Raw genomic sequence first — 25,513 nt, forward strand, 5'->3', positions numbered from 1 at the left:
TGTCGGACCGTTCTGATGGAATGCCCGCATGACGGATTCGACGGTGCGCACCAGGACGGCTGCTCCTCGTGCCCGGCTCGTGCACCGTCGCCGGCCCGAGCAGGCACCCCGGGCCTGGGACGAATCGACGAAGCGGGTCTTCGCCACCACAACACCGGGTGTGGGCTGGAATCCCTGGCAGGTGCTCGGCGGTCCGGGAACGGGCAAGACGTCACTTCTCGTCGATGTCGCGGTCGACCGTATTACCGGTGGAGAAGATCCCGAGCACGTGCTGGTCCTCACCCAGTCGCGGCGGGCGGCAGGCCGTCTGCGTGAGGAGATCACCGCGGCGCTACTCGGACAGGGCGAACAGCACGGTGCCCGTGCCACGCGTGAACCACTCGTGCGGACCGTGCACTCCTATGCCTTCGCAGTCCTGCGACTCCAGGCGGCAGCACACGGAAACCCGCCGCCCCGACTCATCACGGGCGCCGAACACGACGCGGTGCTGCGCGAGATGCTGCACGGCGACATCGCCGACGGCGCCCACCTCTGGCCGGAGCGGCTGCGTCCCGCCCTGGGGCTGGGGGGATTCGCGGTCGAGGTGCGGGATCTCATGCTGCGTGCGAGCGAACGTGGGCTCGGCCCCGAGGATCTCGTCGCGCTGGGACGTCGGCACTCGCGACCCGAGTGGGTGGCGGCCGGAAAGTTCGCCGCGCGATACGAACACGGCATGCTGCTGCGAGGGGCGGTCGGTGTGGAGGCTCCCGAAGCCACGGCCCCCGCTCTCGACGCCGCCGAGCTCATCGGTGCCGCACTCACGGCCTTCGCCACCGACCCCGACCTCCTGCGGACGGAACGTGCACGCGTGCGCCACCTTCTGGTCGACGATGCTCAGCACCTCGATCCCCAGGCTGCGGAGCTGGTCCGCCTCGTGGGCACCGGCACCCGGACCACTGTCGTCGCGGGCGATCCGGACCAGTCGATCTACGGCTTCCGTGGAGCGGATCCCGCATTCCTGATCGGGCTCGCGGACAAGGGTGACGAGCGCCAGATCGTTCTTCCACTCAATTTCCGCAGCGCCTCCACGGTGGCGGCGACGTCGGCGCGCATCACTTCCCGGCTGCCCGGTCGGCTGCCGCATCGGACGTGGGTACCGTCGAACGACGGCGGCCGAACGTCCGTGCACGTACTGAGCACACCCGCCAAGGAAGCCGCGGTCATCGCCGATACCTTGCGCCGTGCGCATCTCCTCGACGGGGTCCCGTGGTCCGACATGGCCGTCATCGTGCGCTCGGTGCCCCGTGCTCTGGCTCCGCTCCGGCGGGCACTTCTCGGCGCGGGAGTACCGGTCACCACACCCGCGTCCGAGTTGCCGCTGGCCCGCAGGCACGGCGTGTCCGGTCTGATGCTGGTGCTCCGCGCATTGTCGGGTGAGGAATTCACCGGCGAGGACGCGCTCGCTCTACTCGCCGGACCGATCGGTGGGGCCGAACCGGTGGCTCTCCGACGGCTCCGGCGCGGTCTGCGTCGCGCAGAACTCGCATCGGGCGGTGACCGCGACTCGGCAGAGTTGCTGCGCCTCATCCTGACCGGGGAGACCGGCAGTACCCGCAAGGTCGTCGCCAAGCTCACCGATGTGGAGGCGGCCTCCCTCAACAGAGTGTTGTCCGTACTCCGCAAAGCGCGTGCGCAGCTCGACCGCGGTCGGGGTGTCGAGGAGGTCCTGTGGGCTGCCTGGCAGGCGACGGGACTGGAACGACGCTGGGCGTCGGCGTCGGCGTGGGGTGGCCCCATCGGTGCGCAGGCAGACCGCGACCTCGACGCCGTGGTCGCGCTGTTCGACGCCGCCGCGGGGTATGTCGACCGGTTGCCGCGCGCTCAGCTCGCCGGATTCGTCGACTATCTCACCGGCCAGGCCATTCCGAGTTCGTCGCGAACTGCTTCCGTAGTGCCGAGTGACGCGGTGACGGTGCTGAGCGCGCATTCCGCGGCGGGGCGTGAGTGGGACGTGGTGGCGGTGGCAGGCGTGCAGGAGGGGTTGTGGCCGAGTCTGCGGACGCGCGGAAGCCTGCTCGGAACCGAGGCGCTGATCGACCTTGTCAGTGGAGTGTCCGACGGCACTGCGGAGGCGGCCGATCGGCTGTCGCGCACCGCGCCGCTTCTCGCGGAAGAACGCCGTCTCTTCCTGGTCGCATGCAGCCGGGCACGGCGGAGTCTGCTGGTGACCGCCGTCGACTCCGCCGGGAGCGACACCGATCTCGTTCACTCCCGGTTCGTGGACGAACTACTCGTCGGCGCGGACGTCGTGGATGCGGTGGTACCGGTCACGGATCAGTCCACCCGGGTCCTTGCCCTGCCCGCGCTCGTCGCCGAGTTGCGCGGAGTGGTGTGTGATCCTCGAGTGGCTCGGGACGACCCGGACAGGCAGGGCCGGGCCGCTCGTCAACTGGCCCGACTCGCCCGGGCCGGTGTCCGTGGCGCGCATCCGGACCAGTGGTACGGCACGGCCGAGCCCAGTACTGCAGTGGCGTTGTGGACGGAGGAGGACGGGCCGGTGTCGCTGTCACCGTCCACCGTGGACCTCCTCAATACCTGCCCGCTGCGCTGGCTACTCGAACGCCACGGCGGATCCGACGGCGACAACACGCATGCCATCGCGGGAACGCTCGTGCACACGCTGGTGCAGGCGCTCGCCGGGCGCATACCGGCGGATCAGGTGGAACGAGCCCTCGAAGACGCCTGGGACTCCATCGATCTGGGTTCACAGTGGTATTCGCGACGGGAACTCGCACGCACCCGGGACATGCTGGCCACGTTCACCGCATGGCTCGGCACTACGCGGTCCGAGCTCACCGAGGTCGGGGTCGAGGTCGCCGTCGACGGTGTGCTGGAGCCGAGGGAGGAGGGTGCGCCGGCGATTCGACTGCGTGGACGCATCGACCGGCTCGAACGTGACGCCGAGGGCAGGCCCGTGATCGTCGACGTCAAGACCGCTCGTGCGCCCGTGAGTAAGGAGGACGCGCAGCAACACGCGCAGCTCGCGGCGTACCAGGTGGCGGCCGCTGTCGGTGCGATCGAGGGCGAACCGGCGTCGAAACCCGGCGGGGCCCGACTCGTGTTCGTGGCCAAGCCGCACAAGAAGGAGGGCGCTACGCAACGTGTGCAGGCGCCGTTGTCGGACGAGGACGTCGACACCTGGCTGGCCGTCATTTCCGCCGCGGCCGCCGCCACCAGGGGGCCACAGTTCCTTGCCCGTGTCAATGACGGTTGCCGGCACTGCCCGGTGCGGACGAGTTGCCCAGCGCACGACGAGGGCAGGCAGGTGACGTCCGAATGACAGCGCACATCGACCCGGTGGAACTCGCCATCGGACTCGGTCAGCACCCACCCACACCGGAACAGGCGGCGGTCATCGCCGCCCCGCTGGGGCCGACGCTGGTCGTCGCCGGCGCCGGAGCCGGAAAGACCGAGACGATGGCGGCGCGGGTGGTGTGGCTCGTCGCCAACGGATTCGTCGACCCGGAAGCGGTACTGGGCCTCACCTTCACCCGCAAGGCCGCTCAACAGCTCACCAGTCGCATCCGGAAAAGGCTTGCCCGGCTGGCGGGTTCGGATCTTCTTCGGCGGGTCGATCCCAGTGGTGAGCTGAGGTCCAAGCTCCTCGCCGGTGAGCCGGAGGTGAGCACCTATCACGCGTACGCCGGGCGGCTGCTGTCCGAGCACGGGCTGCTACTGCCCATCGAACCGTCGGCCACCTTGTTGTCGGAGACGGAACTGTGGCAGCTCGCTCATCGCGTGGTCAGTTCGTGGGACGGCGACCTCGACACCGACCGGAATCCTGCGTCGGTCACCGAGGCCGTGCTGGCGCTTTCCGGACAATTGGCAGAGCACCTCGTCGAACCCGAGGATCTTCGGGAGGCGCACACCGAACTCGACAAGCTCGTTCACACACTGCCGGCAGGACCACGCCAGCGAGGCGGGCCGGGTAAGGAATTGCTCGACATTCTCGACACCCAGCATCGGCGGGTGGAACTTCTTCCGCTGGTGCACCGCCTGGCGGAGACGCTCCGGCGGGAGGGCGCCCTCGACTTCGGCAGTCAGATGTCGCTCGCGGCACGTGTGGCGTCGGACCACCCCGAGGTGGGGCACGCCGAGCGTGCGCGCTTTCGGGTGGTGCTGCTCGACGAGTACCAGGACACCGGGCACTCCCAGCGTGTGTTGCTGTCGTCATTGTTCGGCGGCGGCCTCGACGGGCGGCTCGCCCTCACCGCGGTCGGTGACCCGATGCAGTCGATTTACGGTTGGCGTGGCGCGTCGGCGGCCAACCTTCCGCGGTTCGCCACCGATTTTCCGCTGCCCGACGGCACACCGGCGCCGACACTGGAATTGCTGACCAGTTGGCGGAACCCGCCCGAGGCGCTGGCGCTCGCCAACCTGGTCTCGGCGCCGCTACGGGAGCGGGGAGTGCAGGTCAGTACGCTGCGGGCGCGGCCTCAGGCTGTTCCGGGCGATGTGCGGCTCGCGTTGACCGGCGACGTGGCCGAGGAACGTGCGTGGGTTGCCGACCGTATCGCCGAGCAGTACGCGCAGGCCTCGAGCAGGGGAGAGGATCCACCGACTGCGGCGGTACTGATCCGGCGCAACGCCGACGCCGCCCCGATCGCGGAGGTGCTGCGCTCGCGCGGGCTTCCCGTCGAGGTGGTGGGCCTGGGTGGCCTGCTGCACACTCCCGAGGTGGCCGACGTGATCGCGATGCTGCGCGTGGTCGCCGACCCCATGGCAGGCAGCGCTGCGGTCCGGTTGCTGACGGGGGCGCGGTGGCAGATCGGGGCTGCAGACCTGACGGCGTTGTCCCGGCGAGCGAGGGAGCTGGGCATCGGAACCGGATACGGCACCGCCGGCGCCGTTACCGACTCCTCGGCACTGGCGGAGGCGGTCGAGGGCGCACTGCCCGGCGAACAGGCCGAGCAGGCCGGGCTCGCCGACGCGTTGGCGGATCCCGGACCGGCCGAACAATATTCACCGGTGGGGTACGCGCGCATCACCGCAGTCGCAGCCGAGCTGGCATCCCTGCGTGAGCGGATCGGGCAGCCCCTCACCGAACTCGTGGCCGAGGTGGAACGGGTACTCGGCATCGGCATCGAGGCTCAGGCCCGGACCCGCACTGGCGCGGGAACAGGGGCAGGGCGTGAACACCTGGACGCCTTCGCGGATGTCGTTGCCGGATACGCCAGCCGGTCCTCGGCCACCATCACCGGATTGCTCGCGTTCCTTTCCGCGGCCGAATCCGTCGAAAAGGGATTGGCGCCCGGCGAAGTGGAGGTCGATCCGCACCGCGTCCAGGTGCTCACGGTGCACTCGGCGAAGGGGCTCGAATGGGAAGTGGTGGCGGTGCCCCATCTCACCGCAGGCGTGTTCCCGTCACGGACCGCGACCGGAACCTGGCTCGGCGCGCTCGGTGAATTGCCGCCGTCGTTGCGCGGCGACCGCGCGCGGCCGGGAGAAGCCGCAGACGGCGTACCGGTTCTCGATCTCGAAAACCTCTACAGCCGCAAGGATCTCGAGGATGCGGTCAAGTCGCACAAGGCGGCCCTCGCGGCACGCAAACTCGACGAGGATCGCCGGCTCTTCTACGTTGCGCTCACGCGGACGGAGCGGGTGCTGTTCGCTTCCGGTCATCACTGGGCGGAGTCGGGCAGCGAACCGAAGGGCCCGTCCGAGTTCCTCACCGAACTCCGCGACTTGATCGCAGACGAGACACACGAGGGTCTCGGCGCCGTGGACGTATGGGCGCCCGCACCCGACGCCGAGACGCAGAATCCTCTCACCCGAACCCCCAAAGCGGCAGCATGGCCGCCGGACCCGCTGGGAGTGCGACGTGAGTCGGTCGAACACGGTGCTTCCCTGGTGCTCGCGGCGCTGACCGAAATCGGTGATGCATCCCTGGAAGACGAAGAAGACCCCGAGAACTGGGCGGCCGACGTCGACGCGCTCCTCGCTGAACGCGAAGCCCGCGCGCAGGCTCGCCTCGAAGTGGTTCTGCCTGCGCAGCTGTCGGTGAGTCAGCTGGTCGAACTCGAGGCGGACCCGGATGCGCTGGCTGCGCGGTTACGCAGGCCACTTCCGTATCCGCCGAACCCGCTGGCACGGCGAGGGACCGCGTTCCACGCCTGGGTGGAGCGCCGGTTCGGGGCCACTCGGCTGCTCGACCTCGACGAGCTCCCTGGTGCGGCCGACACCGATGCAGGACCGGACACGGACCTGGTGACGTTGCAGGACGCATTCCTGCGTTCGTCGTGGGCTCATCGCAGTCCCATCGAGGTGGAGGTTCCGTTCGAGACGGCGGTGGCAGGGACGGTTCTGCGGGGGCGGATCGATGCAGTGTTCGCGGACCCCGACGGCGGGTGGACGGTGATCGACTGGAAGACCGGAGCGGAGCCGAGTGCCGACAAGGAGAAGGCGGTGGTGATGCAGCTCGCCGCGTATCGGCTTGCCTGGGCCGAGCTGATGGACGTACCCCTGGAGCGTGTGCGGGCCGCGTTCCACTACGTCCGCACAGGCCGCACGATCGCGCCGGACACCCTGCCGGATGCCGACGCTCTTGCCGGCCTCATCCGCACCGCCGGCGCGGACGAGGAAGCGCGTCAGGCCTGACGGCGCACTTTCAGGGCCTCGGTGACCAACGGGATCTGCAACGGAAGGCGCAGCAGTACACCGGCTTTCTGCAGGCGCGACGTCTCGGTGCTCTTCAGCCAGTCGACGGCCATCGAGATGTTGGCCGGATAGACCGCAAGGAAGAGAAGCGCGGCCAGTCCACCGCCGAGCCGGCCGGTTCTCGGTACCACGAGCGCCGCACCCACCGTCAGTTCGGCCACACCGGACGCGTAGGTGTACGTCCGAGGGTCGCCGGGGAGTCGCTCGGGAACGATCGCGTCGAAGAACTTGGGGGTGACGAAGTGAAGCACGCCCATGCCTACAAGCAGGGCGGCGAGTCGGAGCGCGGGCGTGCGGCCGGTCCGGGAAAGGGTGCTGTCGCGTTGCATGACGACAGCTTGCCCGAATCACTCCCGGCACCACAGCGAGACGCCGCTGTGACGATTGAGCGAGACGCCGCTGTGTCCCTTCGAGGAGAATCGGGGTTAGGCTGCCAGCCGATGTCGGAGTTCTGTGCCCAGTGGAGACGAATATATGGCCGGTAGGCTACGTGCGAGATTGAACAGGTCGGACACCCTGACGGACCGGCCGGACTTCGCACTGGTGGGTGTCCTCAGGATTCCCCAGTTGCAGACCAGTCCTGCGCGGGCGATCTACCGCCGAGTGGCGATCGCTCTCGCCGCTCTGGCCCTGGCCGTCCTGATCGTCTACATCGATCGCGCCGGGTATCGCGACGCCCAGGACAACGAGTTGTCACTGCTCGACTGCGTCTACTACGCCACGGTGTCGTTGTCGACGACGGGGTACGGCGACATCACCCCGTTCACGCCGTCGGCGCGTCTGATCAACGTTTTGCTCATCACACCCCTTCGAATCTTCTTCCTCATCGTCCTGGTCGGTACGACTCTCTCCGCTCTCACGGAGAGTTCCCGGCAGGCGTTCAAAATCCAGCGCTGGAGGCAGCACGTGCGCAACCACACGGTCGTGATCGGTTACGGAACCAAGGGGCGCACCGCGATCGACGCGATGCTCGGCGACGGGGTCACCCCGTCGGACATCGTCGTCGTCGACACCGATCAGGCGGTCCTCGAATCGGCGGCAAGCAAAGGGCTGGTCACCGTCCACGGTTCCGCCACCAAGTCGGATGTCCTGCGGTTGGCGGGCGCCCAGAATGCGGCGGCCATCATCGTGGCGGCCAACCGCGACGACACCGCCGTTCTCGTCACCCTGACGGCACGCGAGATCGCGCCGCAAGCAAAGATCGTCGCGGCCATTCGAGAGTCGGAGAACACCCACCTGCTGCGGCAGTCGGGCGCCGACTCGGTGGTGGTGTCCTCCGAGACTGCGGGCCGGCTGCTCGGCATCGCCACGACCACTCCCAGTGTCGTCGAGATGATGGAGGATCTGCTGACTCCGGAGGCCGGCTTCGCGATCGCCGAACGGGCAGTGGAACGCGACGAGATCGGCGGTTCACCGCGGCATCTGGCCGACATCGTCCTCGGTGTCGTCCGGGACGGGCGACTGGTGCGGGTCGGCTCCCCGGAGGTCGATTCGGTGGAGGAGAACGACCGGTTGCTGTACATCCGTAGGGTCGCTAACTGACCGGCAGTACTGTCGACGTGTGACTGCATTCCGGTTGAACGAAACTCCGCTCCTGTCGCGCTCCGCGGTCGGCCGCGCCGAAGAATTGCGTTCGGACACCGACGCCCTGCGAACGGGATGGCAGGACGCGGTACTTCTGCGGGTCAACCATCGCGGTCAGGTCCGTGTCGACGACGACGGCCTCGTGTTCGGAGCGGCAACCGAGCTCGGTCCGGAGCCCGTCCGCGGTGCGGTTTTCCTGGGCATCCGCAAGGACCGGCACGTCTGGGCGGTGCGCGTGCAGGCCATGACCGGCGAGCTGGCCGACCTTCGCGTGCTGGGCGGAACACTCGACGATGCGGATGCCGGCGTGCTGACCGGCGCGATCGCGATGTTGAACTGGCACGACAGTGCCGGTTTCAGCGCCCTCGACGGTGCTGCGTCGGAACCGACGATGTCGGGTTGGTCACGAATTTCGACCAGCACCGGGCACGAGGAGTTTCCGCGCACCGATCCCGCCGTCATCTGCCTCGTCCACGACGATGGAGACCGGGTGCTACTGGCACGGCAACCCACGTGGCCGCCGCGCCGGTTCTCGATTCTCGCCGGCTTCGTCGAGGCGGGGGAGTCGCTCGAGACGTGTGTGATGCGCGAGATCAAGGAAGAAGTGGGTCTCGAGGTCCGCGACGTGCAGTATCTCGGTAGTCAGCCGTGGCCGTTTCCGCGGTCGGTGATGATCGGATTCTCGGCCGTCGGCGATCCCGGCGCCGCGTTGATCTTCGCGGACGGCGAGATCGCCGAGGCTCGCTGGTTCACCCGCGAGGAGGTGCGCAGTGCACTCGAGTTCGGTGACTGGGCATCCGACGCCGACGCACCCCTGCTGCTCCCCGGCTCGATTTCCATTGCCCGCGGAATGATCGAATCCTGGGTGGGAGCAGACGGGGCGGAGGCCTAGACCCCGAGTGCCTTTTTGACCTGGGACAGCGACGGGTTGGTCGCGGTGCTGCCGTCGGCGAACTTGACCGTGGGGACGACGTGGTTGCCACCGTTCACGCTACCGACGAACTCGGCCGAAGCCGGATCCTCCTCGATGTCGATCTCCACGTAGCCGATACCGGACTCGTCCAGCTGCTTCTTCAAGCGGCGGCAGTAGCCACACCAGGTGGTGGAGTAGATGGTCAGGGCCTTGTTGTCTGTAGCAGTCACGGCGCATATAACACCACGGCCGAGTGAAGTGTTCCCATGCGGCTCTTCCACCGCTGCGCGGGGTGTCGGTTGTCCCTGCCATGATGGACGCCATGTCAGCAGGTGCCCCAGCAGAGGCGACGAGTACCGGCCTCGATCCCGAACAGTCCGCGGCCGTCCTCGCGCCTCGTGGTCCGGTCTGCGTGCTGGCGGGCGCGGGGACGGGAAAGACGCGGACCATCACCCGGAGGATTGCCCACCTCGTCGGCAGCGGACACGTCGCGGCGGGACAGGTACTGGCGGTCACGTTCACGGCCCGGGCTGCGGGGGAGATGCGAGGCAGGCTGAGGAGCCTCGGAATCGGTGATGGCGGCACCCAGGTGCAGGCGCGCACTTTCCACGCGGCCGCACTGCGCCAGCTGAGGTACTTCTGGCCGCAGGTGGTCGGAGACACCGAGTGGCGGCTGCTGGACCGAAAGTTCGCGGTGGTCTCCGCTGCGGCCGGTCGTGTCGGGTTGTCTACCAGCACCGAGAGTGTTCGGGACCTGGCAAGCGAGATCGAATGGGCCAAGGCGTCGCTGATCGCGCCGGAGGACTATCCACGCGCGGTGGCGAAGGTGCACCGCGAGGCGCCTGCCGACGCCGCCAAAGTGGCCGAGGTGTATCACGGGTACGAGCAACTCAAGGCTCGAGGCCAGGATGCGATGCTGCTCGACTTCGACGACCTCCTGCTGCACACCGCGGCCGCCCTGGAGGAGCATTCGGCGGTAGCCGAGGAGTTCCGGGACCGGTACCGGTGCTTCGTGGTCGACGAGTACCAGGACGTGACGCCACTGCAGCAGCGGGTGCTCGATGCATGGCTCGGCGAGCGCGACGATCTCACGGTCGTCGGCGATGCCAACCAGACCATCTACTCGTTCACGGGCGCCACGCCCAACTATCTGCTCGACTTCTCGCGACGGTTCCCCGAAGCCACCGTTGTCCGCCTCGAGCGCGACTACCGGTCGACCCCCGAGGTGGTCTCGATGGCCAACCGGGTGATCGGCGCGGCGCGGGGCAGGATCGCTGGTACGCGGTTGCAGTTGATCGGCCAGCGGAAGTCGGGGCCCGAACCGACTTTCGCGGAGTTCGATGACGAGCCTGCCGAGGCCGCCGGAGTGGCCCGTGCGATCAAGCGGCTCATCGCCCGCGGAACGCCTGCCGCGGAGATCGCGGTGCTGTACCGGATCAACGCCCAGTCCGAGGTGCACGAGCAGGCCCTGACCAAGCTCGACATCCCATATCAGGTCCGCGGCGGCGAGGGCTTTTTCACGCGGACCGAGGTTCGTCAGGCCGTATCGGCACTGCGTCAGGCGGCCGGTCGCGACGACCTGCCCGATGCGGTCGGTGCCGACCTCGTCACCCTGGTGCGTGCCGTGCTGGTGCCGCTGGGTTTGACCGACACGGAACCTTCGGGTGCGCAGGCCCGCGAGCGATGGTCCTCGCTGTCCGCGCTCGTCGCTCTCACGGAGGAACAGCTGGCGCAGGATCCCGATCTGACGCTCGACGGACTGCTCCGCGAACTCGGCCTTCGCGCGGAGGCGCGGCACCCACCGGTGGTACAGGGCGTCACGCTGGCGTCGTTGCATGCCGCGAAGGGACTCGAGTGGGACGCGGTGTTCCTGGTAGGTCTGACGGACGGCACCTTGCCCATTCAGCACGTGCTGGGCGATGCCAACTCGGCCCCCGACGAGGCCGCGATCGAGGAGGAGCGCAGGCTTCTCTATGTCGGGGTCACCCGCGCGCGCGAACACCTGCAGATGTCCTGGGCGCTTTCCCGCAACGAGGGCGGCCGCAAGAGCCGTCGGCGGTCCCGGTTCCTGCACGGGCTGATTCCGGAAGACTCGCCGGCGTCGCGCATCGCCGCTCCGCCCCAGAACGCGAAGAAGCGTCCGCGGTGCCGACTGTGCGGGAAGCCACTGATCGGTACCACGGCCACGATGCTCGGACGGTGTGAAGGTTGCCCGTCGAATGTGGATGTGGAACTGCTCGATTCGCTGAGGTCGTGGCGGCTCGAGAAGTCCAGGGAGTTGAAGGTGCCCGCGTATGTGGTGTTCAGCGACAACACGCTGACGGCGCTCGCCGAACAGCGCCCGCAGGACGACCGGGGACTTGTCGCCATCCCCGGGATCGGCGCCAAGAAGCTCGAACAGTTCGGTGAGGATGTGCTCGGCGTGATCAGGTCGAGCGGATCGCCATGACGACTCTCCGTCCGCAGGCGAACAAAAGGCGCATCGCCGCAGGTCAAAAATAGGTTGTGCGGATATGGAATTTTGCCTACTGTGGTTTCAGCGCACGGGGGGACTCGTGCAGTTCACATCGGTTCGACAAGAAGTGGAGGTGGCCCCGACATGAAGTTCTACTCCGTACACAAGACGGCAGTCGCTGCCACCTCTGCGTTGCTCGGCATGAGCGCGACGGAGGCGGCACCGGCAATTGCCTGGTCGGCATCCCGTCGTCGTCCCGCAGCAGCAGCCGAGTCCGTGTCGCGGAGTTGTCGAGGAATTCCTCGCTAGAACACTCCCACCGTCTTTCCAAGGCCACGGACCCGCATCGCGGACCGTGGCCTTCGTAGTTCGAGCACTTTCCTCGCTCGCAGCCTCGGCTCTGGTTCGCACCTTGTACATCGAACCGACAAACGACCGACGCACTGAGAGCAGAGGAGAACGACGTGTCTACCGTGACATGCCGAGGGGTATCCGAAACCTCAACCGCCACAAGCGGATTTGTTGACATTGTTTCCACCCGACGGGATCTGCCCTGCCGGGCCGACGATCCGGACCTGTGGTTCGCGGATTCCCCCACCCAGCTGGAGCAGGCCAAGGCGCTGTGCGCGTCGTGTCCGATCCGGTTGCGCTGCCTCGATGCAGCGCTCGATCGGGGCGAGCCGTGGGGAGTCTGGGGCGGCGAAATCTTCGATCAGGGAGTTGTGGTCGCTCGTAAGCGTCCTCGCGGCCGCCCGCGCAAGGCGCAGACCCTGGTGTGTGCCTGACGACCGGTTGAGTGCATGGACAACGGCGTCCGCCCAGGGAACTCGCACGAGTTGTCTGGGCGGACGTCTGACGTCGTTCAGCGGACGGTGGTGCCGTCGCCCTCCTGCGTCGGATCGTCGAATCCGGGAAGCCACCGCGTGAGGATCGCCATATAGGGCGCGTACGCATCGAGCTGAGCGCAGATACCCACCGAGCCGACGAGGACTCGGAAGATCATGAGGTACTCGGGTGGCAGACTCAGGGCTCGGGCAGTCCGAAACTGTGCGCTGTTGAAGTCCGTTGCGGTGCCGGCAGCCTTCTGTAGCCAGGCACGGGTGAAGTGGAAGGATTCGGTCCGAATCGGATCCGTCAGCGGACGCAGGTAGTCGGCGATCTCCTTGTCGGTTACTTTCCGACCGGGAAGAACGAATCCATTGGCGTGCAGCAACTCCGTCAGCTCGTCGAACTGCTCGTGCAGTGCCAGACGCACCATCGTGCCGAGGACGGGAGGCAGCCCGTCGGGAAAGGGTGCGGCAGCACCGAAGTCGATGACGCCGAGCCGACCGTCGCTGTGCAACATGAAGTTTCCCGGATGGGGATCACAGTGCAGCAGTCCGACCCGCGCAGGGGAGGCGAAGTGGAATTCGGCCAGCAGAGCGCCCGCAGTGTTGCGTTCCTCGGGTGTTCCGTCGGCGATGATGGCCGAGAGCGGCTTCGCGGTCATCCACTCGCTCACCACCACCTTGGGGGAGCTGGCGACGACATGCGGGACCGCGAACTGCGGGTCGCCGTCGTATGCCTTGGCGAATCGGCGCTGATTGTTCGCCTCGATGCGGTAGTCGAGTTCCTCTTCGGTGCGGGCAGTGAACTCGTCGATGACGGGACGCACGTCGACGCCGGGCATCACCGACGCAAAGAGACCCGCGAAACGTCCGAGGGTCTTGAGGTCTGCTCGCAGGGCTTCGTCGGCCCCCGGATACTGCACCTTGACGGCGACGTCCCGGCCGTCGGCCCACACGGCGCGATGTACCTGTCCGATGCTGGCCGAGGCGGTCGGCGTGTCGTCGAAGGACATGAACCGCTCACGCCATTTGGTACCGAGCTGCTGGTCCAGCATTCTGTGCACAGCGCGTGCAGGAAGGGGAGGAGCCTGCGCCTGAAGTTTGTTGAGCGACTCCCGGTATGGCTCGGCGAATTCCTCGGGGATCGCCGCCTCCATCACACTGAGGGCTTGACCGAGCTTCATGGCCCCGCCCTTGAGTTCACCGAGTACGGCGAACAACTGCTCCGCTGCCCGTGCGCTCAGCTGCGCGTCGATCTCCACCCGGTCGCCGCCGGTCAGCTTCCTGCCGAACCCGACGGCGGCACGACCGGCGATCCCCAAGGGAATGCTCGCGAGTTTGGCGGTGCGGGCAGAACTCCTGCGGGGGATGTCGGACACTCCACCATCATGACGGAAGACGGCTCGATTCGCCCACAGCGGGTGCCAGGTATGCACAGCTGCAGGTCACCTGCCTCGGCCACCTTCGGGTGACCAGTCGGTGAGCGCCGAGGTCGATCTCGAGGGTCGCGTCGAGGCTGACAGGTGCGTGCCCTCGAGGAGAGGACAGGACGACCTCGAGTTGCCCCAGCGCCACGGCAGTGGTTGCCATGATGACCGCGGGGCTCGCGTGCCCCACCGTCCCGAGGAGTTGTGCGGCCAGATGCGGCCAGTCCTGGTCGTAGGCCGAGCGAAGCAGATCAGCGCAGCGGAGACAGCTGGTGTGGCCGGGGAGAACGAGGGGGCCTACGACTCCTCGCCCGTCACGTACCCGCACGGGGAGGTGGGGGATGCCGCTGCGCACGAGATCGGCGACCAGTCGCGGCTCGGCAACCAGATCGTCGGCGAGCACGGCGCAGGTGGCGTTCCACCGCCGCACGTCGCCTTCTGCGGAATAGCGGGACGACCGCGAGACGCGGATGCCGGCATCGGTCAGTCCCGCCGAGACTGCGTCCGAGAGCGGTCCGCGACCGTGCACCCGAACCGTATGGGTCTCGGCGGCGTCGGGGGAGTCCGCGACGTCGAGCAGTCCTGCCCTGTCGAGGTCCCCGAGAAGCTTCGAGAAGTCGGTGGGCGACATACCGCTTTCGACCGCCGTCCAGAGCACGTGCGGTCGGGAGGTCTTGCCGTCGAGTAATCGGAGAATTGCCAGGAGTTGCTCAGTGAGGATTCCGGGCGGCGGCTCGAGGATCAGGGCACGCTCGGGATCCCAGCCGAACTGGACGCGGCCGTCGGGGCGGGTCAGTACCGCGATGCGAGGGTCGAGAGTGGGGCCGATGGGACGCGGATGCTGGACGGTCACACGCAGAGCGTGTCACGACGCCTCCGCGCCCCTACCGGTCCGACGACGGTTATCCACAGGACGAAATGGTGGCTGACCTGGCAACTCTCGGCCGCACCGAAAATTGGGGCACAGCGACTTTCAGGAGGTCGGTTCGTCGCCCGCGCCGGAATCGCCGCGCTCGGCTTCCTCGGCTCGCTCGCGCGCTTCGGTCGCCTCGAGTTGCGCCATCGGATCGTCGAAGTTTCCCCTCTCCCCACCGCCGAGGACGCGATCGACGAACATGCCGGGATTGTCGAGGTCGGACGAGTCCGGCAGCAAGTCGGGGTGAGCCCAGACACCGTCGCGGGCGTCGATGGTGGACTCCGAGGTGAGACGGCTCCAGAGCTGGGCAGCCTCGCGCACCTTGCGGGGGCGTAGTTCGAGACCGACGAGGGTCGCGAATGTCTGCTCTGCCGGTCCACCGCTGGCACGTCGGCGCCGGAGTGTCTCGCTCAACGCCGCGACTCCGGGCAGGCGGTCGTTCAGTGCGGCGGACACGACCACCTCGACCCACCCCTCGATGAGGGCGAGGAGCGTTTCGAGACGCTCGAGGGCCTGCTTCTGCTCCGGCGTGGTCTGCGGTTCGAATGCGCCTTGCTGGAGGATGTTCTCGAGCTGCGAGGGATCGGTCAGCGCGGACGGGTCGAGTCCCTTGGCCATGTCTTCGATGGCGGAGAAGTCCATGGTGATTCCGCGCGCGTACTCCTCGACGGTGGCGAGAAGTCGTTGCCGCAGCCACGGGACATGGCTGTAAAGGCGCTGGTAGGCGGCCTCCCGGGCGGCGAGGAAGACGAGAATCTCGCGGTCGGGCTGTTCGAGGCCCTTGCTGAACCTTTCCACGGCGGCGGGAAGAAGTGCTCCGGTACCGGCCGGGCCGAGGGGCAACCCGATGTCGGTGGAGGTCAGCACCTCTTTCGACAGCTGGCCGAGAGCCTGGCCCAACTGTGACCCGAACGCGAGACCCCCCATCTGGCTCATCATGCCGAGCATGGGTCCGGCCATCTGCTTCGCCTCTTCGGGCAACCCTTGCACCCACATTCCCGAGACCTTCTCGGCGACGGGATCACACAGCCGCTTCCACGTGTCGAGGGTGTTGTCGAGCCAGTCGTTAGGCGTCCACGCGACGGTTCTCGTCGCTCCGGCAGGCAGGGTCGTCGCCGCATCAAGCCACAGTTCAGCCAGGCGCGACGCGTCGGCGATCGCCTCCGAATTACCCTTGGTGATCGGTGTGACCGACCCCATCTGCTGGCGCGCGAGCTTCTTCGCGATCTCGTAGTTGACCGGCCCGGTCTGCTCGCCCGAACCCATCGACGACCCCATGCCGCTCAGCATCTGACCGAATTGAGTGAGCATCTGGCCGAGGGCCGCCGGATCGAAATCACCCGAGGGGAAACCACCCGCCCCGAAACCGAAGTCCCCGGGGCCGCCCGCATTCTTGGCGCTGTCGGGCCCGGACTGGTCTCCCTTGTCCTTGTCGCGGTCGGGATCGTCGTCGGAGTTCGAGAAGCCGAACGGCATATTGCTCATGACTCAACGGTACAAGGCCGACAGTCCCGGGGTCCCTCTCCGCGTCACGCTGACGGCGAACACGCCCGCGGTCGCGCGGGGTGACGGCGGCTGCGCGCTCTACCCTGGTCCAGGTGAATCGACGGATAGTGACACTCCTGGCTGCCCTTGCCCCGATCGTGGTGCTCGGAGTGCTGGGAACGGTCATCACGGTGCCCTATGTGGCCCTCGGTCCCGGCCCGACCTTCAACACGCTCGGCGAAGTGGACGGCGAAGAGGTGGTCGCCATCGAGGGGGCCGAGGTGGACGACACCACCGGACACCTCAACATGACCACCGTGGCAGTGCGCGACAACCTCAACGTGTTCGAGGCTTTCGGCCTGTGGGCCAGCGGGCGCCAGGGAATCGTTCCCCGCGAGGAGGTGTACCCGCCCGACAAGTCGAAGGACGAAGTGAAGCAGGAAAACGACGCAGACTTCCAGCAGTCCGAGAACAGCGCCGAACTGGCGGCCCTTCACTTTCTCGACAAGCCGGTGGCGCTCGAGATCGCCAAGGTCGGCGAGGACGGCCCGTCCAGGGACATCCTGAAGCAGGGCGACAGGCTCGTCAGTGTCGCGGGCACACCGGTGTCCACGGTAGGTGACGTCCAGCAAGCCGTGGCCGACACTGCGCCGCACTCGGAGGTGCCGGTCGTGGTGGTCCGCGACGGCGTCGAAACTTCCGTCCCGGTGGTCCTGGGCGCGCGCCCGGACGACGGGTCGAAAGGCTATCTGGGCATCACTCCGGAGGAGTCGCCGGACGTCCCGTTCACCGTCGACTTCAATCTCGCCGACGTCGGCGGCCCGTCGGCGGGACTGATGTTCGCGCTCGCGCTGATCGACAAACTCAGCCCGGGTGAACTGAACGGCGGCAAGTTCGTTGCGGGCACCGGCACGATCGACTCCGACGGAGACGTCGGGCCGATCGGCGGTATCAAGTACAAGCTGATCGCCGCGAGCGAGGCAGGCGCCGAGACGTTCCTCGTTCCCGCGATGAACTGCGACGAGGCGCGACAGGGTGCTCCCGACGGGCTGCGGTTGGTGAAGGTCGAGAACCTCGACGGGGCGGTCGACGGACTCGCGGCCGTCAACTCCGGAGCCGACGCGCCCCACTGCTGAGACCGGCCCGGCTAGTCGTCTGCTGAGACCGGGGCCGGCCTAGTCGTCGTCCTCGGCTGCGTCGAGGGTGGCGTACAGGGCGCTGACGAGATTCGGTGCCAGATTCTCGTATGCCAGCAGCTCGATCGGCGCGTAGGGATCGGCGTCCTCGTCGGGTCGCAACTGCATCAGGCACAGCGACGGTCCGTCTCGCAGTACCGCTGCGATCAATCGGGCGGATCGACGGTCGGGATGGGACTCGGCGGCGGCCCGCGCGGCGTCGTCGGCGGCGTCCCGATCGGACAGCAGGGGTACCAGTGCCTCGTCGAGGTCGGATTCCGCCTCGGGCGGCAGAATGACGATTTCCTGCACGAGCGCGCATCCCGCCACCGATTCCGGCCAACTGGTGGTGGCGAGGAACTCGTCGAGAGCGCGTGACCCGCCGGAAATGTCGTCGGGGAACGGATCCTGTTCTATGGGAGTCAATTCCGCACCGTCGGCCAGCTGGTCGAGCAGGCTGGGTTCGGCGGCGGCGAGAAGCTCGGTCGGGACGAGTGCGAACATCTGCGGGGGCTGATCCCACCCTCCTGCATCGACGAATTCGACGACCTCGCGCACACAACGGGCAAGGGCGTCCGACTCCGGGTTCACATTCTCTTCACTCACGGACTCATCTTCGCACCCTCGAACGAGGACCGGCGGTCGCGTCCGCCCGTTGTTACGTAGAGTGGGACGAAACGGTCACGCCCACGCAGTTCGGGTGTGGACGGCAGAACGGTGCAGTTGATCGCGGCGCGTCAGCGTCGCCGAGTCGTTGGAGTGTGGCACGTGGGCATGCGGCCCCCCGCAGGATTACCGTCGTTGTCCAAACGCAGTCGAGTGCTGCTGGTGCTGGCGCTTGTCGTCGCTGCCCTGCTGCTGGTGGGCCCTCGGCTGATCACGACCTACACGGACTGGTTGTGGTTCGGTGAAGTCGGCTTCCGCGGCGTCTTCACCAAGGTGCTCGTCACCCGGCTGCTCCTCTTCCTCGTGGTCGGCCTGGTAGTCGGCGGAATCGTCTGGCTGGCATTGCTGCTCGCGTACCGGTCGCGTCCCGTGTTCGTCCCGGTCTCGGGGCCGAGCGATCCGGTGGCGCGGTACCGGACCACCGTGATGACGCGTCTGCGCCTGTTCGGGTTGGCCATTCCGATCGCTGTGGGCCTTCTTGCCGGGCTGATCGCGCAGTCGAGTTGGGTCACCGTGCAGTTGTTCATGAACGGTGGCGCGTTCGGGGTCACCGATCCCGAGTTCGGCCTCGACGTCGGCTTCTACACGTTCGATCTGCCGTTCTATCGTTTCGTTCTCAACTGGCTGTTCGTCGCAGTGCTGCTCGCCTTCTTCGCAAGTCTGGTGACGCACTACATCTTCGGTGGGCTCAAGTTGGCCGGCCGGGGAGGTGCGCTCACCAACGCGGCCCGTGTCCAGCTGGCCGTGCTCGCCGGTACCTTCATCCTGCTCAAGGCGGTCGCCTACTGGTTCGATCGCTATTCACTTCTGTCGAGCAGTCGTAAGGAACCCACCTTCACCGGCGGTAGCTACACGGACATGAATGCAGTGCTGCAGGCGAAGCTGATCTTGCTCGCCATCGCGGTGATCTGTGCCGGCGCCTTCTTCGCGGCAATCGTTCTGCGCGACCTCCGCATCCCGGCCATGGCCACCGCGCTCCTCGTGCTGTCGTCCATTCTGGTCGGGGCCGTGTGGCCGCTGGTCGTGGAGCAGTTCTCGGTGCGTCCCAACGCGGCCGACAAGGAGAGCGCGTACATCGAACGCAACATCGCGGCCACCCGGCAGGCGTACGGCATCACCGACGACAAGGTCGAGTACAAGGACTATCAGGGGTACGGCACACAGCCGCCACGAGACGTACCGGCAGACGTGTCCACCATCGCGAACACGCGCCTGCTCGATCCGAACATCCTGTCCCGGACGTTCACGCAACAGCAGCAGCTCAAGAACTTCTACGGCTTCCCGCCGTCGCTCGACATCGATCGGTACGACATCGACGGCGAAGTGCGTGACTACATCGTTGCGGCGCGTGAACTGTCGTCGAAGAGCCTCACGGGCAACCAGACGGACTGGATCAACAAGCACACCGTCTACACCCACGGCAACGGACTGGTCGCGGCACCGGCCAACCGGGTCAACGCCGCCGCGGGCGAATCCGTCGAGGAGGCGGCCAACAGTAACAGCGGCTACCCGGTGTACATGGTCAGCGACATCGCGTCGCAGCAGGCCGGGAACCAGGTCATCCCGGTCGAACAGCCACGTATTTACTACGGCGAGGTTATCGCGGACACCGATGCCGACTATGCCATCGTCGGTGGTGCAAACGGTTCCGATCCTCGCGAATATGACACCGACCAGGCGCGGTACCGCTACACCGGGGCCGGGGGTGTTCCCATCGGGAACTGGTTCAACAGGCTGGCCTTTGCAGCCAAGTACACGGAACGCAACATCCTGTTCTCGGGTGCCATCGGATCGGATTCGAAAATCATCTACAACCGTGATCCCCGCGAGCGTGTCACGCATGTGGCACCGTGGCTCACGGCTGACGGGGATTCGTACCCGGCGGTCATCGACGGGAAGATCGTGTGGATCGTCGACGCCTACACCACGTTGGAGAACTACCCGTACGCGCAGCGCAGCTCCCTCGACGGGCTCGTCGAGGACAGCATCGACCAGAACACAGGTCGATTGCTTCCGCGGAAAGAGGTCTCATACATCCGGAACTCCGTGAAGGCCACCGTCGACGCGTACGACGGAACCGTCAAGCTGTACCAGGTGGACGACAACGATCCCGTCCTCGATGCCTGGATGGGAGTGTTCCCCGGGGCCGTGGAAGCCAAGGACTCGATTCCCGAGGAACTGGGCGCGCACTTCCGTTACCCCGAGGACCTCTTCAAGGTTCAGCGCGAAATGCTGGCCAAGTACCACGTCGACGACCCGAAGGAATTCTTCACGAACAACGCCTTCTGGTCGGTGCCGAGTGATCCCACGATCGACACGAGCGCCAATCAGCCGCCGTACTACGTCCTCGTGGGCGACCCCGAAACCGGGAAACCGTCGTTCAACCTGACCAGTGCGATGGTGGGTTACAGTCGCGAGTTCTTGTCCGCCTATCTGTCGGTCAAATCGGATCCGGAGGACTACGGCAAATTCACCGTGCTCCAGTTGCCGACGGATACGCAGACCCAAGGTCCGCAGCAGACACAGAACTCGATGATTTCCGATCCGCGGGTGGCTTCGGAACGAACTCTGCTCGAGCGTTCGAACAAGATTCAGTACGGCAACCTACTGACGTTGCCCATCGCCGACGGCGGGATCCTGTACGTCGAGCCGATGTATACGGAGCGGAGTTCGACCGGCCAGAACACGTCCACGTTCCCGCAGCTGTCGCGGGTGCTCGTGAGCTACCGCGAGCCACCGCCGAGTAACAGCGTTCGCGTCGGCTACGCCCCCACGTTGGCCCAGGCGCTCGACCAGGTCTTCGGTGCGGGCACCGGTGCGGTGGCCACGGCGCCCAGCGCAGCAGAGGGCACACCCCCCGACCCCGACGGGGGCACGCCGCCGGCCAGCCAGGGCGGGGCACCCGCACCCGCGGCGCCTGCGCCGCCGCCGTCGTCGAATGTTGCGGCCGCCGTCGCCGAGTTGGACGCGTCCCTGGATGCGCTGACTGCGGCTCAGCGCAGCGGTGACTTCGCCGCATACGGCGACGCCCTCGCTCGCGTACAGCGGGCGGTTGCCGCCTACGAGGCCATCCCCAAGTAAGCCTCACGAAAAGTACGAACGACAAGGCCCTGTCATCCGAGCGGATGACAGGGCCTCGTCGTGTACTGGTCGATCAGCGCAACGCGGCGATCAGCTGCGGGTTCGCATCGATCAGCTGCTGGAACTGCTGTCCGAAGCCGTTCTGCTCGGCGAGCTGACGAGCGGTGTCGATCCCTTGCTGGGCAATCGGCTGAGCCGGTGCGGGCCCCTCGGTGACCGGTGCCGGCGCCGGGGTGGGCTCGGGGGCAGGCGCAGGGGCCGGGGCAGGCGCAGGGGCCGGGGCCGGGGCCTCGGCGACGTCGCCACCACCGGTGGTCAGGTACTGACCGCAGGTCGGCCATGCTCCGGGGCCCTGGGTCTGGAGGACGTTCTCGGCGACGCGGATCTGTTCGGCCTTGCTGGCGCTGGAGGCCGTGCCGGTGCCGCCGTTGGCTTCCCAGGTGCTCTGGGAGAACTGGAGTCCGCCGTAGTAGCCGTTCCCGGTGTTGATGCCCCAGTTGCCGCCGCTCTCGCACTGCGCGACACCGTCCCAGTTGTGGGAAGCAGCCGAGGCGGTGCCGGTGCTCAGTCCGAGCGGGACGGCGACGACAGCACCGGTGACGGCGATCCAGCCGAGGGCACGCTTGCTGAAGGTGGAATTGGTCATGTGGGGCAAATCCTCTCCGCGCTTGCTGGCGTGGCCGGCCTGCGGGCGACGTCCTCGTCGTTCCCGGCACGTGTACCGGTTGCCACGTCCCTGCCCCTCGAAGGTTTCGGGGATTACCGAACCCGCGGGGCAGAGTTGGCAGCGGCGGGCCGGCTTGTGCCCGGTTGTTTCGGGCCGAGAGCGACCGTACGGGAGGTTTGCCGCCGATTCACCCGGCGATTTGTGGTACGCGGGTACAGCACCAAGCTGGCAAATCCGGCATATGTGCTGGTAGGCGCGTGTCGAGACCAATTCGGGGCCGCGTCGTTACCTTCGCGTTATGTGGTGCGGATCACGGGGTTATTGTGGAGTAGCTCACGTCAGCGTGTCCGCGAATCCTGTTGTCCGGCAGCCTTCGAGCACGCACGCGACGCGAAAGTGCCCTGCGCGCAGTCGTACTGCGCGCAGGGCATCGTTCGATCGCGGTCAGCGGATCAGAGGTACTGACCGCAGACCGGCCAGGCGCCCGGGCCTTGAGTTGCCAGAACATTCTCGGCCACCCGAATCTGCTCTTCGCGCGAGGCGTTGGATGCGCTGCCGCTGCCGCCGTTGGCCTCCCAGGTGCTCTGCGAGAACTGGAGTCCGCCGTAGTAGCCGTTTCCGGTGTTGATGGCCCAGTTGCCGCCGCTCTCGCATTGTGCGACTGCGTCCCAGTTGCCGGAGGCGGCCGATGCCGTACCGGTGCTCAGTCCGAGCGGCACGCCGACGACTGCTCCGGCGAGTGCGATCGCGCCCATGGTCCGCTTGACGATGCTGGTGTTGGTCATAAGTCTGTTTCCTCTCCGCAATGTGCTGACGAAGTACGTCACGCGTCGGCTGGTGTGCCGACCCTGGTCGTTTTCGCCCCTGCCCCTCGAGGTGTCGGGATTCCGAATCCGCGGGGGCAGGTCGAGCTGCGGCGGGTCGGCGTTGCCCGGTAGTTTCGGGCTGGCAACGAACGTACGCGTCGATCACGGAATGGTCACGGGGTCGTTTTTTGTGACGCCCGTCCAAATAGTGGGACGTATGGTTGGGATTTCCGCAGGTCGGAAGGTGAGAAATGGTCACGGAGACCGTTACAGGAATTCGCTAGAATGTGACGAGCATCATAACGTTCCGGTAACGGCTGTGACTGTTGAGGTGCTGGAAAGTAGCCGATGGGAGAATGTATGGCCGCTGTGGACGTCGTGACTCAGACCACGATCGCGCGACCGCGACACGAGGTCGCGGCGTACGCGTCGAACCCGGGAAATGCGACCGCGTGGTACGCGAATATCACCGAGGTGAAGGGTGATTGTGCGGGCCATGTGGAGATGGGCGCCGAGTTCGCCTTCGTCGCCGAGTTCTTGGGGCGACGTCTCGTGTACACCTACGAGGTCGTCGAGCACGTACCGGACACGCGCCTCGTGATGCGCACTGCTGAGGGTCCCTTCCCGATGGAAACGATCTATGAATGGGAAGAGACAGCCGATAGGAGTACGAGAATGACCCTGCGCAATCGTGGCGAGCCGTCGGGGTTTGCGAGGATCGGTGCGCCGGTGTCGGCCCGCGCCATGCGCCGAGCCAACAACAAGGATCTAGCCCGCCTGAAGGGCATTCTGGAAGCCGAACTCGGCAATTCGTGACCGTCTGCTCGGCCCGCCGGCGACCCCTGGGGAGCGGCCGTCGACGCGATTTGCTTTCCGTTCGTTCGCTCGTGTAACTTTGTTCATGCAGCGCGGGGTGGAGCAGCTCGGTAGCTCGCTGGGCTCATAACCCAGAGGTCGCAGGTTCAAATCCTGTCCCCGCTACCACTGAAGAACGGCGTCCTGGATTCCAGGACGCCGTTCTTCGCTGTGCATGGCTGCGCTCAGGGCTCCATCTCGATGAGCGCCCTACGGAGCAGTTTGCCGGTGGCGTTGCGGGGGAGTTCGTCGATGAACACGATGTCGCGCGGAACCTTGTACCGGGCGAGATTCGACTTGATGTAAGCCTTCATCTCCTCGGCATCCTTCGCGGACCCCGGTGCAGGGACGACGAATGCTCGTAGCCGATGCCCGAAATCGGCATCTTCGACACCGATGACGGCCGCCTCGATCACGTCTTCCCTGTCTGCGAGGAGATTCTCGACTTCGAGGGGGTAGACGTTCTCGCCACCGGACACGATCATGTCGTCGTCGCGGCCGTCGACGAAGAGCAGTCCGTTGCGGTCGAAGTGGCCCACGTCGCCGGTCGAGAGCAGGCCGTTGATCCGTTCCTTGTCGCGGCCGTCGGTGTAGCCGGAGAAACTGAGCCCACTGGCCACGAATATTCGTCCGACCGTTTCCGGTTCGGTGATCCGTTGTCCGGCTTCGTCGTACAGTTCCACGTGGCAGGTGACGGGCGGACGGCCGGCGGTGCCGGGGGCCAACGCGAGGTCGGCGGGCGTCGCCACGGTGGCAACGGCGACCTCGGTGGACCCGTAGAGGTTGTGCAGAACGTGTCCGAACGCTGCGGTGGTCCGTTTGCACAGATCGGGGGACAGCGACGACCCGGCCGCGAAGATGATGGTCAGGCTCGAGGTGTCGTACTTCGACAGGGTGTCCGGGCCGAGGTCGATGATGCGCTGCAACATGGTGGGAACAACGACGAGAACGTCACAGCGGTGCTTCTCCAACAGGCGGATGGTGTTCTCCGGGTCGAACTTTCGGTGCATGACCACCGTTTGGCCGAGGGCGAGCGCGAGCGCGAACTGCGAGACGCCTGTTCCGTGGAACGCGGGCGCGGCCATCATCATCGTCTGCCCGCGCCGCAGGGGAACCCGGTCGAGGAATTGGGCAGACGCCAGCGGCGAGGTGTGGCCCCGCGGCGCACCTTTCGGCGTTCCGGTGGTGCCGCTGGTGAGGAGAACGAAACCACCCTCGGTGGAAGGGGCCGGGACGGGGCCGCGATCGACGCCGTCGATCAGGTCGTCGAGGGTGCGCACCTGCGACGCAGAACCGTCTTCTGCCCACGATCGGTACGAGATGACCTCATCGGGGAGTGCCTCGGCGACCTGGCGGAATTCGTCGTCGTAGACGAACGCTTCGATCTGCTCGCGGGCGGCCACGTCGACGAGCTGCGGCCGTGCGAAACCGGTATTCATCAGTACCAGGCGGGTGCCGTTCTTGGCGGCCGCGAGCATGGTGAGTACCAGGCCGCGGTGATTGCGGCACATACATCCCATGACGGACCCTGGGGTGATGCCCTCTGCCTGCCACGCGCGCACCAGGGCGTTCGACTGCTCGTCGATGTCGATATAGGTGAGTGGCCCGCGCTCGTCGATCAACGCCACCGCGTCGAGTCGGGCCTCGGCGTGAGCGTGCACCGGACCCGCAAACGGGCCGTATTTCCGGACTGCCAGGAGGGAACGAATGCCCTGGTCGACCCGGGGGAACGGCACGAGGCCGGAGCGGTTCATCACCCGAACGGCTCCCGCGGTGTCCGCGATCTTGGTGAGAAGGTGCTGAGCTGGCATGGATGCCCCTTCCGGCGTGACGGATGTCACGTTCAGACTAGAGGACGGTCGGTGTCGTGTACTGCCGTTACGTCGGTCCTCGTCACCGGATTTCGGACACGAAGAAGCCCCCGCCGCAGGTGACCGCAGCGGGGGCTACATCCCTCGTT

Annotated in this window: 18 protein-coding genes and 1 tRNA gene; 10 read left to right on the forward strand and 9 right to left on the reverse strand. The window is 66.8% G+C overall.

Annotated features, from left to right (window positions below; all coding sequences use genetic code 11):
• Positions 1-28: 28 nt before the first annotated feature.
• Both JQT59_RS18860 and JQT59_RS18865 read left to right on the forward strand, forming a co-directional pair.
• On the forward strand, positions 29-3,319 hold the full coding sequence (locus tag JQT59_RS18860) for an ATP-dependent helicase (RefSeq protein WP_213577358.1): 3,291 nt from the start codon (positions 29-31) through the stop codon (positions 3,317-3,319).
• A complete protein-coding gene (locus tag JQT59_RS18865) occupies positions 3,316-6,636 on the forward strand; it encodes an ATP-dependent helicase (RefSeq protein WP_213577360.1) in 3,321 nt (1,106 codons plus the stop codon). The genes JQT59_RS18860 and JQT59_RS18865 overlap by 4 nt, the downstream gene beginning before the upstream one ends.
• Here JQT59_RS18865 and JQT59_RS18870 read toward each other — a convergent pair.
• Complete coding sequence (locus JQT59_RS18870) at positions 6,627-7,025, reverse strand: DoxX family protein (RefSeq protein ID WP_213577362.1); 399 nt, start codon at positions 7,023-7,025, stop codon at positions 6,627-6,629. The two genes, JQT59_RS18865 and JQT59_RS18870, sit on opposite strands and share 10 nt — an antisense overlap.
• Positions 7,026-7,170: 145 nt before the next feature.
• Here JQT59_RS18870 and JQT59_RS18875 point away from each other — a divergent pair, with 145 nt between their 5' ends.
• Together JQT59_RS18875 and nudC are read left to right on the forward strand one after the other, a co-directional pair.
• Positions 7,171-8,238 carry a potassium channel family protein gene (locus JQT59_RS18875; RefSeq protein ID WP_109331193.1) on the forward strand — a complete coding sequence of 356 codons (1,068 nt, stop codon included), beginning with the start codon at positions 7,171-7,173 and terminating at the stop codon, positions 8,236-8,238.
• 19 nt (positions 8,239-8,257) lie between these two features.
• Positions 8,258-9,172 (forward strand): NAD(+) diphosphatase, encoded by a 915-nt coding sequence (gene nudC, locus JQT59_RS18880; protein ID WP_213577364.1) that lies wholly within the window; start codon positions 8,258-8,260, stop codon positions 9,170-9,172.
• On the opposite strand, the gene JQT59_RS18885 is transcribed toward nudC, so the two are convergent.
• Positions 9,169-9,423, reverse strand: a complete 255-nt coding sequence (locus JQT59_RS18885; RefSeq protein ID WP_109331191.1) for a mycoredoxin — start codon at positions 9,421-9,423, stop codon at positions 9,169-9,171. The genes nudC and JQT59_RS18885 overlap by 4 nt on opposite strands.
• An 80-nt stretch (positions 9,424-9,503) precedes the next feature.
• Here JQT59_RS18885 and JQT59_RS18890 point away from each other — a divergent pair, with 80 nt between their 5' ends.
• On the forward strand, positions 9,504-11,642 hold the full coding sequence (locus tag JQT59_RS18890) for an ATP-dependent DNA helicase UvrD2 (RefSeq protein WP_213577860.1): 2,139 nt from the start codon (positions 9,504-9,506) through the stop codon (positions 11,640-11,642).
• Positions 11,643-12,091: 449 nt separating this feature from the next.
• Positions 12,092-12,433: a WhiB family transcriptional regulator gene (locus JQT59_RS18895; RefSeq protein ID WP_284707313.1), complete on the forward strand. Its 342-nt coding sequence runs from the start codon at positions 12,092-12,094 to the stop codon at positions 12,431-12,433.
• A gap of 77 nt (positions 12,434-12,510) precedes the next feature.
• Here JQT59_RS18895 and JQT59_RS18900 read toward each other — a convergent pair whose 3' ends face one another.
• From JQT59_RS18900 to JQT59_RS18910, 3 genes are all read right to left on the reverse strand, one after another.
• Positions 12,511-13,854, reverse strand: coding sequence for an ABC1 kinase family protein (locus tag JQT59_RS18900; RefSeq protein WP_213577366.1), 1,344 nt, complete (start codon positions 13,852-13,854; stop codon positions 12,511-12,513).
• 7 nt (positions 13,855-13,861) lie between these two features.
• The gene (locus JQT59_RS18905) at positions 13,862-14,755 is read right to left on the reverse strand and encodes a hypothetical protein (RefSeq protein ID WP_213577368.1); all 894 of its coding nucleotides are present in this window, start codon (positions 14,753-14,755) and stop codon (positions 13,862-13,864) included.
• Between the two features lie 120 nt (positions 14,756-14,875).
• The gene (locus tag JQT59_RS18910) at positions 14,876-16,303 is read right to left on the reverse strand and encodes a zinc-dependent metalloprotease (protein WP_213577370.1); all 1,428 of its coding nucleotides are present in this window, start codon (positions 16,301-16,303) and stop codon (positions 14,876-14,878) included.
• A 113-nt stretch (positions 16,304-16,416) separates the two neighbouring features.
• Here JQT59_RS18910 and JQT59_RS18915 point away from each other — a divergent pair, with 113 nt between their 5' ends.
• The gene (locus tag JQT59_RS18915; RefSeq protein ID WP_213577372.1) at positions 16,417-17,439 is read left to right on the forward strand and encodes a YlbL family protein; all 1,023 of its coding nucleotides are present in this window, start codon (positions 16,417-16,419) and stop codon (positions 17,437-17,439) included.
• Positions 17,440-17,478: 39 nt separating this feature from the next.
• Here JQT59_RS18915 and JQT59_RS18920 read toward each other — a convergent pair whose 3' ends face one another.
• Entirely contained in the window at positions 17,479-18,084 is a 606-nt protein-coding gene (locus JQT59_RS18920; protein WP_213577374.1) for a PPA1309 family protein, read from the reverse strand.
• 162 nt (positions 18,085-18,246) lie between these two features.
• Here JQT59_RS18920 and JQT59_RS18925 point away from each other — a divergent pair, with 162 nt between their 5' ends.
• Entirely contained in the window at positions 18,247-21,225 is a 2,979-nt protein-coding gene (locus JQT59_RS18925) for a UPF0182 family protein (protein WP_213577376.1), read from the forward strand.
• A 73-nt stretch (positions 21,226-21,298) separates the two neighbouring features.
• Here the strand turns inward: JQT59_RS18925 and JQT59_RS18930 are convergent, their stop codons facing one another.
• A complete protein-coding gene (locus JQT59_RS18930; protein WP_213571577.1) occupies positions 21,299-21,871 on the reverse strand; it encodes a transglycosylase family protein in 573 nt (190 codons plus the stop codon).
• A 473-nt stretch (positions 21,872-22,344) separates the two neighbouring features.
• Complete coding sequence (locus tag JQT59_RS18935; RefSeq protein WP_213571578.1) at positions 22,345-22,677, reverse strand: transglycosylase family protein; 333 nt, start codon at positions 22,675-22,677, stop codon at positions 22,345-22,347.
• Positions 22,678-23,058: 381 nt separating this feature from the next.
• Here JQT59_RS18935 and JQT59_RS18940 point away from each other — a divergent pair, with 381 nt between their 5' ends.
• A complete protein-coding gene (locus JQT59_RS18940) occupies positions 23,059-23,514 on the forward strand; it encodes an SRPBCC family protein (RefSeq protein ID WP_213571579.1) in 456 nt (151 codons plus the stop codon).
• Between the two features lie 91 nt (positions 23,515-23,605).
• Positions 23,606-23,682, forward strand: a tRNA-Met gene (locus tag JQT59_RS18945).
• A 56-nt stretch (positions 23,683-23,738) separates the two neighbouring features.
• Here JQT59_RS18945 and JQT59_RS18950 read toward each other — a convergent pair.
• Positions 23,739-25,364 carry an acyl-CoA synthetase gene (locus tag JQT59_RS18950; RefSeq protein ID WP_213571580.1) on the reverse strand — a complete coding sequence of 542 codons (1,626 nt, stop codon included), beginning with the start codon at positions 25,362-25,364 and terminating at the stop codon, positions 23,739-23,741.
• Positions 25,365-25,513 lie beyond the last annotated feature (149 nt).

The sequence above is a fragment of the Rhodococcus sp. USK13 genome, from assembly GCF_018343855.1.
GTDB classification, from domain to species: domain Bacteria; phylum Actinomycetota; class Actinomycetes; order Mycobacteriales; family Mycobacteriaceae; genus Rhodococcus_F; species Rhodococcus_F oxybenzonivorans.

Bases quoted from the DNA above. Each gene is read 5' to 3' on its own strand.
- JQT59_RS18935 (WP_213571578.1), bottom strand. From the start codon at position 22,677: ATGACCAACACCAGCATCGTCAAGCGGACCATGGGCGCGATCGCACTC.
- JQT59_RS18860 (WP_213577358.1), top strand. From the start codon at position 29: ATGACGGATTCGACGGTGCGCACCAGGACGGCTGCTCCTCGTGCCCGG.
- JQT59_RS18870 (WP_213577362.1), bottom strand. From the start codon at position 7,025: ATGCAACGCGACAGCACCCTTTCCCGGACCGGCCGCACGCCCGCGCTC.
- JQT59_RS18930 (WP_213571577.1), bottom strand. From the start codon at position 21,871: ATGACCAATTCCACCTTCAGCAAGCGTGCCCTCGGCTGGATCGCCGTC.
- JQT59_RS18890 (WP_213577860.1), top strand. From the start codon at position 9,504: ATGATGGACGCCATGTCAGCAGGTGCCCCAGCAGAGGCGACGAGTACC.
- JQT59_RS18950 (WP_213571580.1), bottom strand. From the start codon at position 25,364: ATGCCAGCTCAGCACCTTCTCACCAAGATCGCGGACACCGCGGGAGCC.
- JQT59_RS18875 (WP_109331193.1), top strand. From the start codon at position 7,171: ATGGCCGGTAGGCTACGTGCGAGATTGAACAGGTCGGACACCCTGACG.
- JQT59_RS18865 (WP_213577360.1), top strand. From the start codon at position 3,316: ATGACAGCGCACATCGACCCGGTGGAACTCGCCATCGGACTCGGTCAG.
- JQT59_RS18910 (WP_213577370.1), bottom strand. From the start codon at position 16,303: ATGAGCAATATGCCGTTCGGCTTCTCGAACTCCGACGACGATCCCGAC.
- JQT59_RS18940 (WP_213571579.1), top strand. From the start codon at position 23,059: ATGGCCGCTGTGGACGTCGTGACTCAGACCACGATCGCGCGACCGCGA.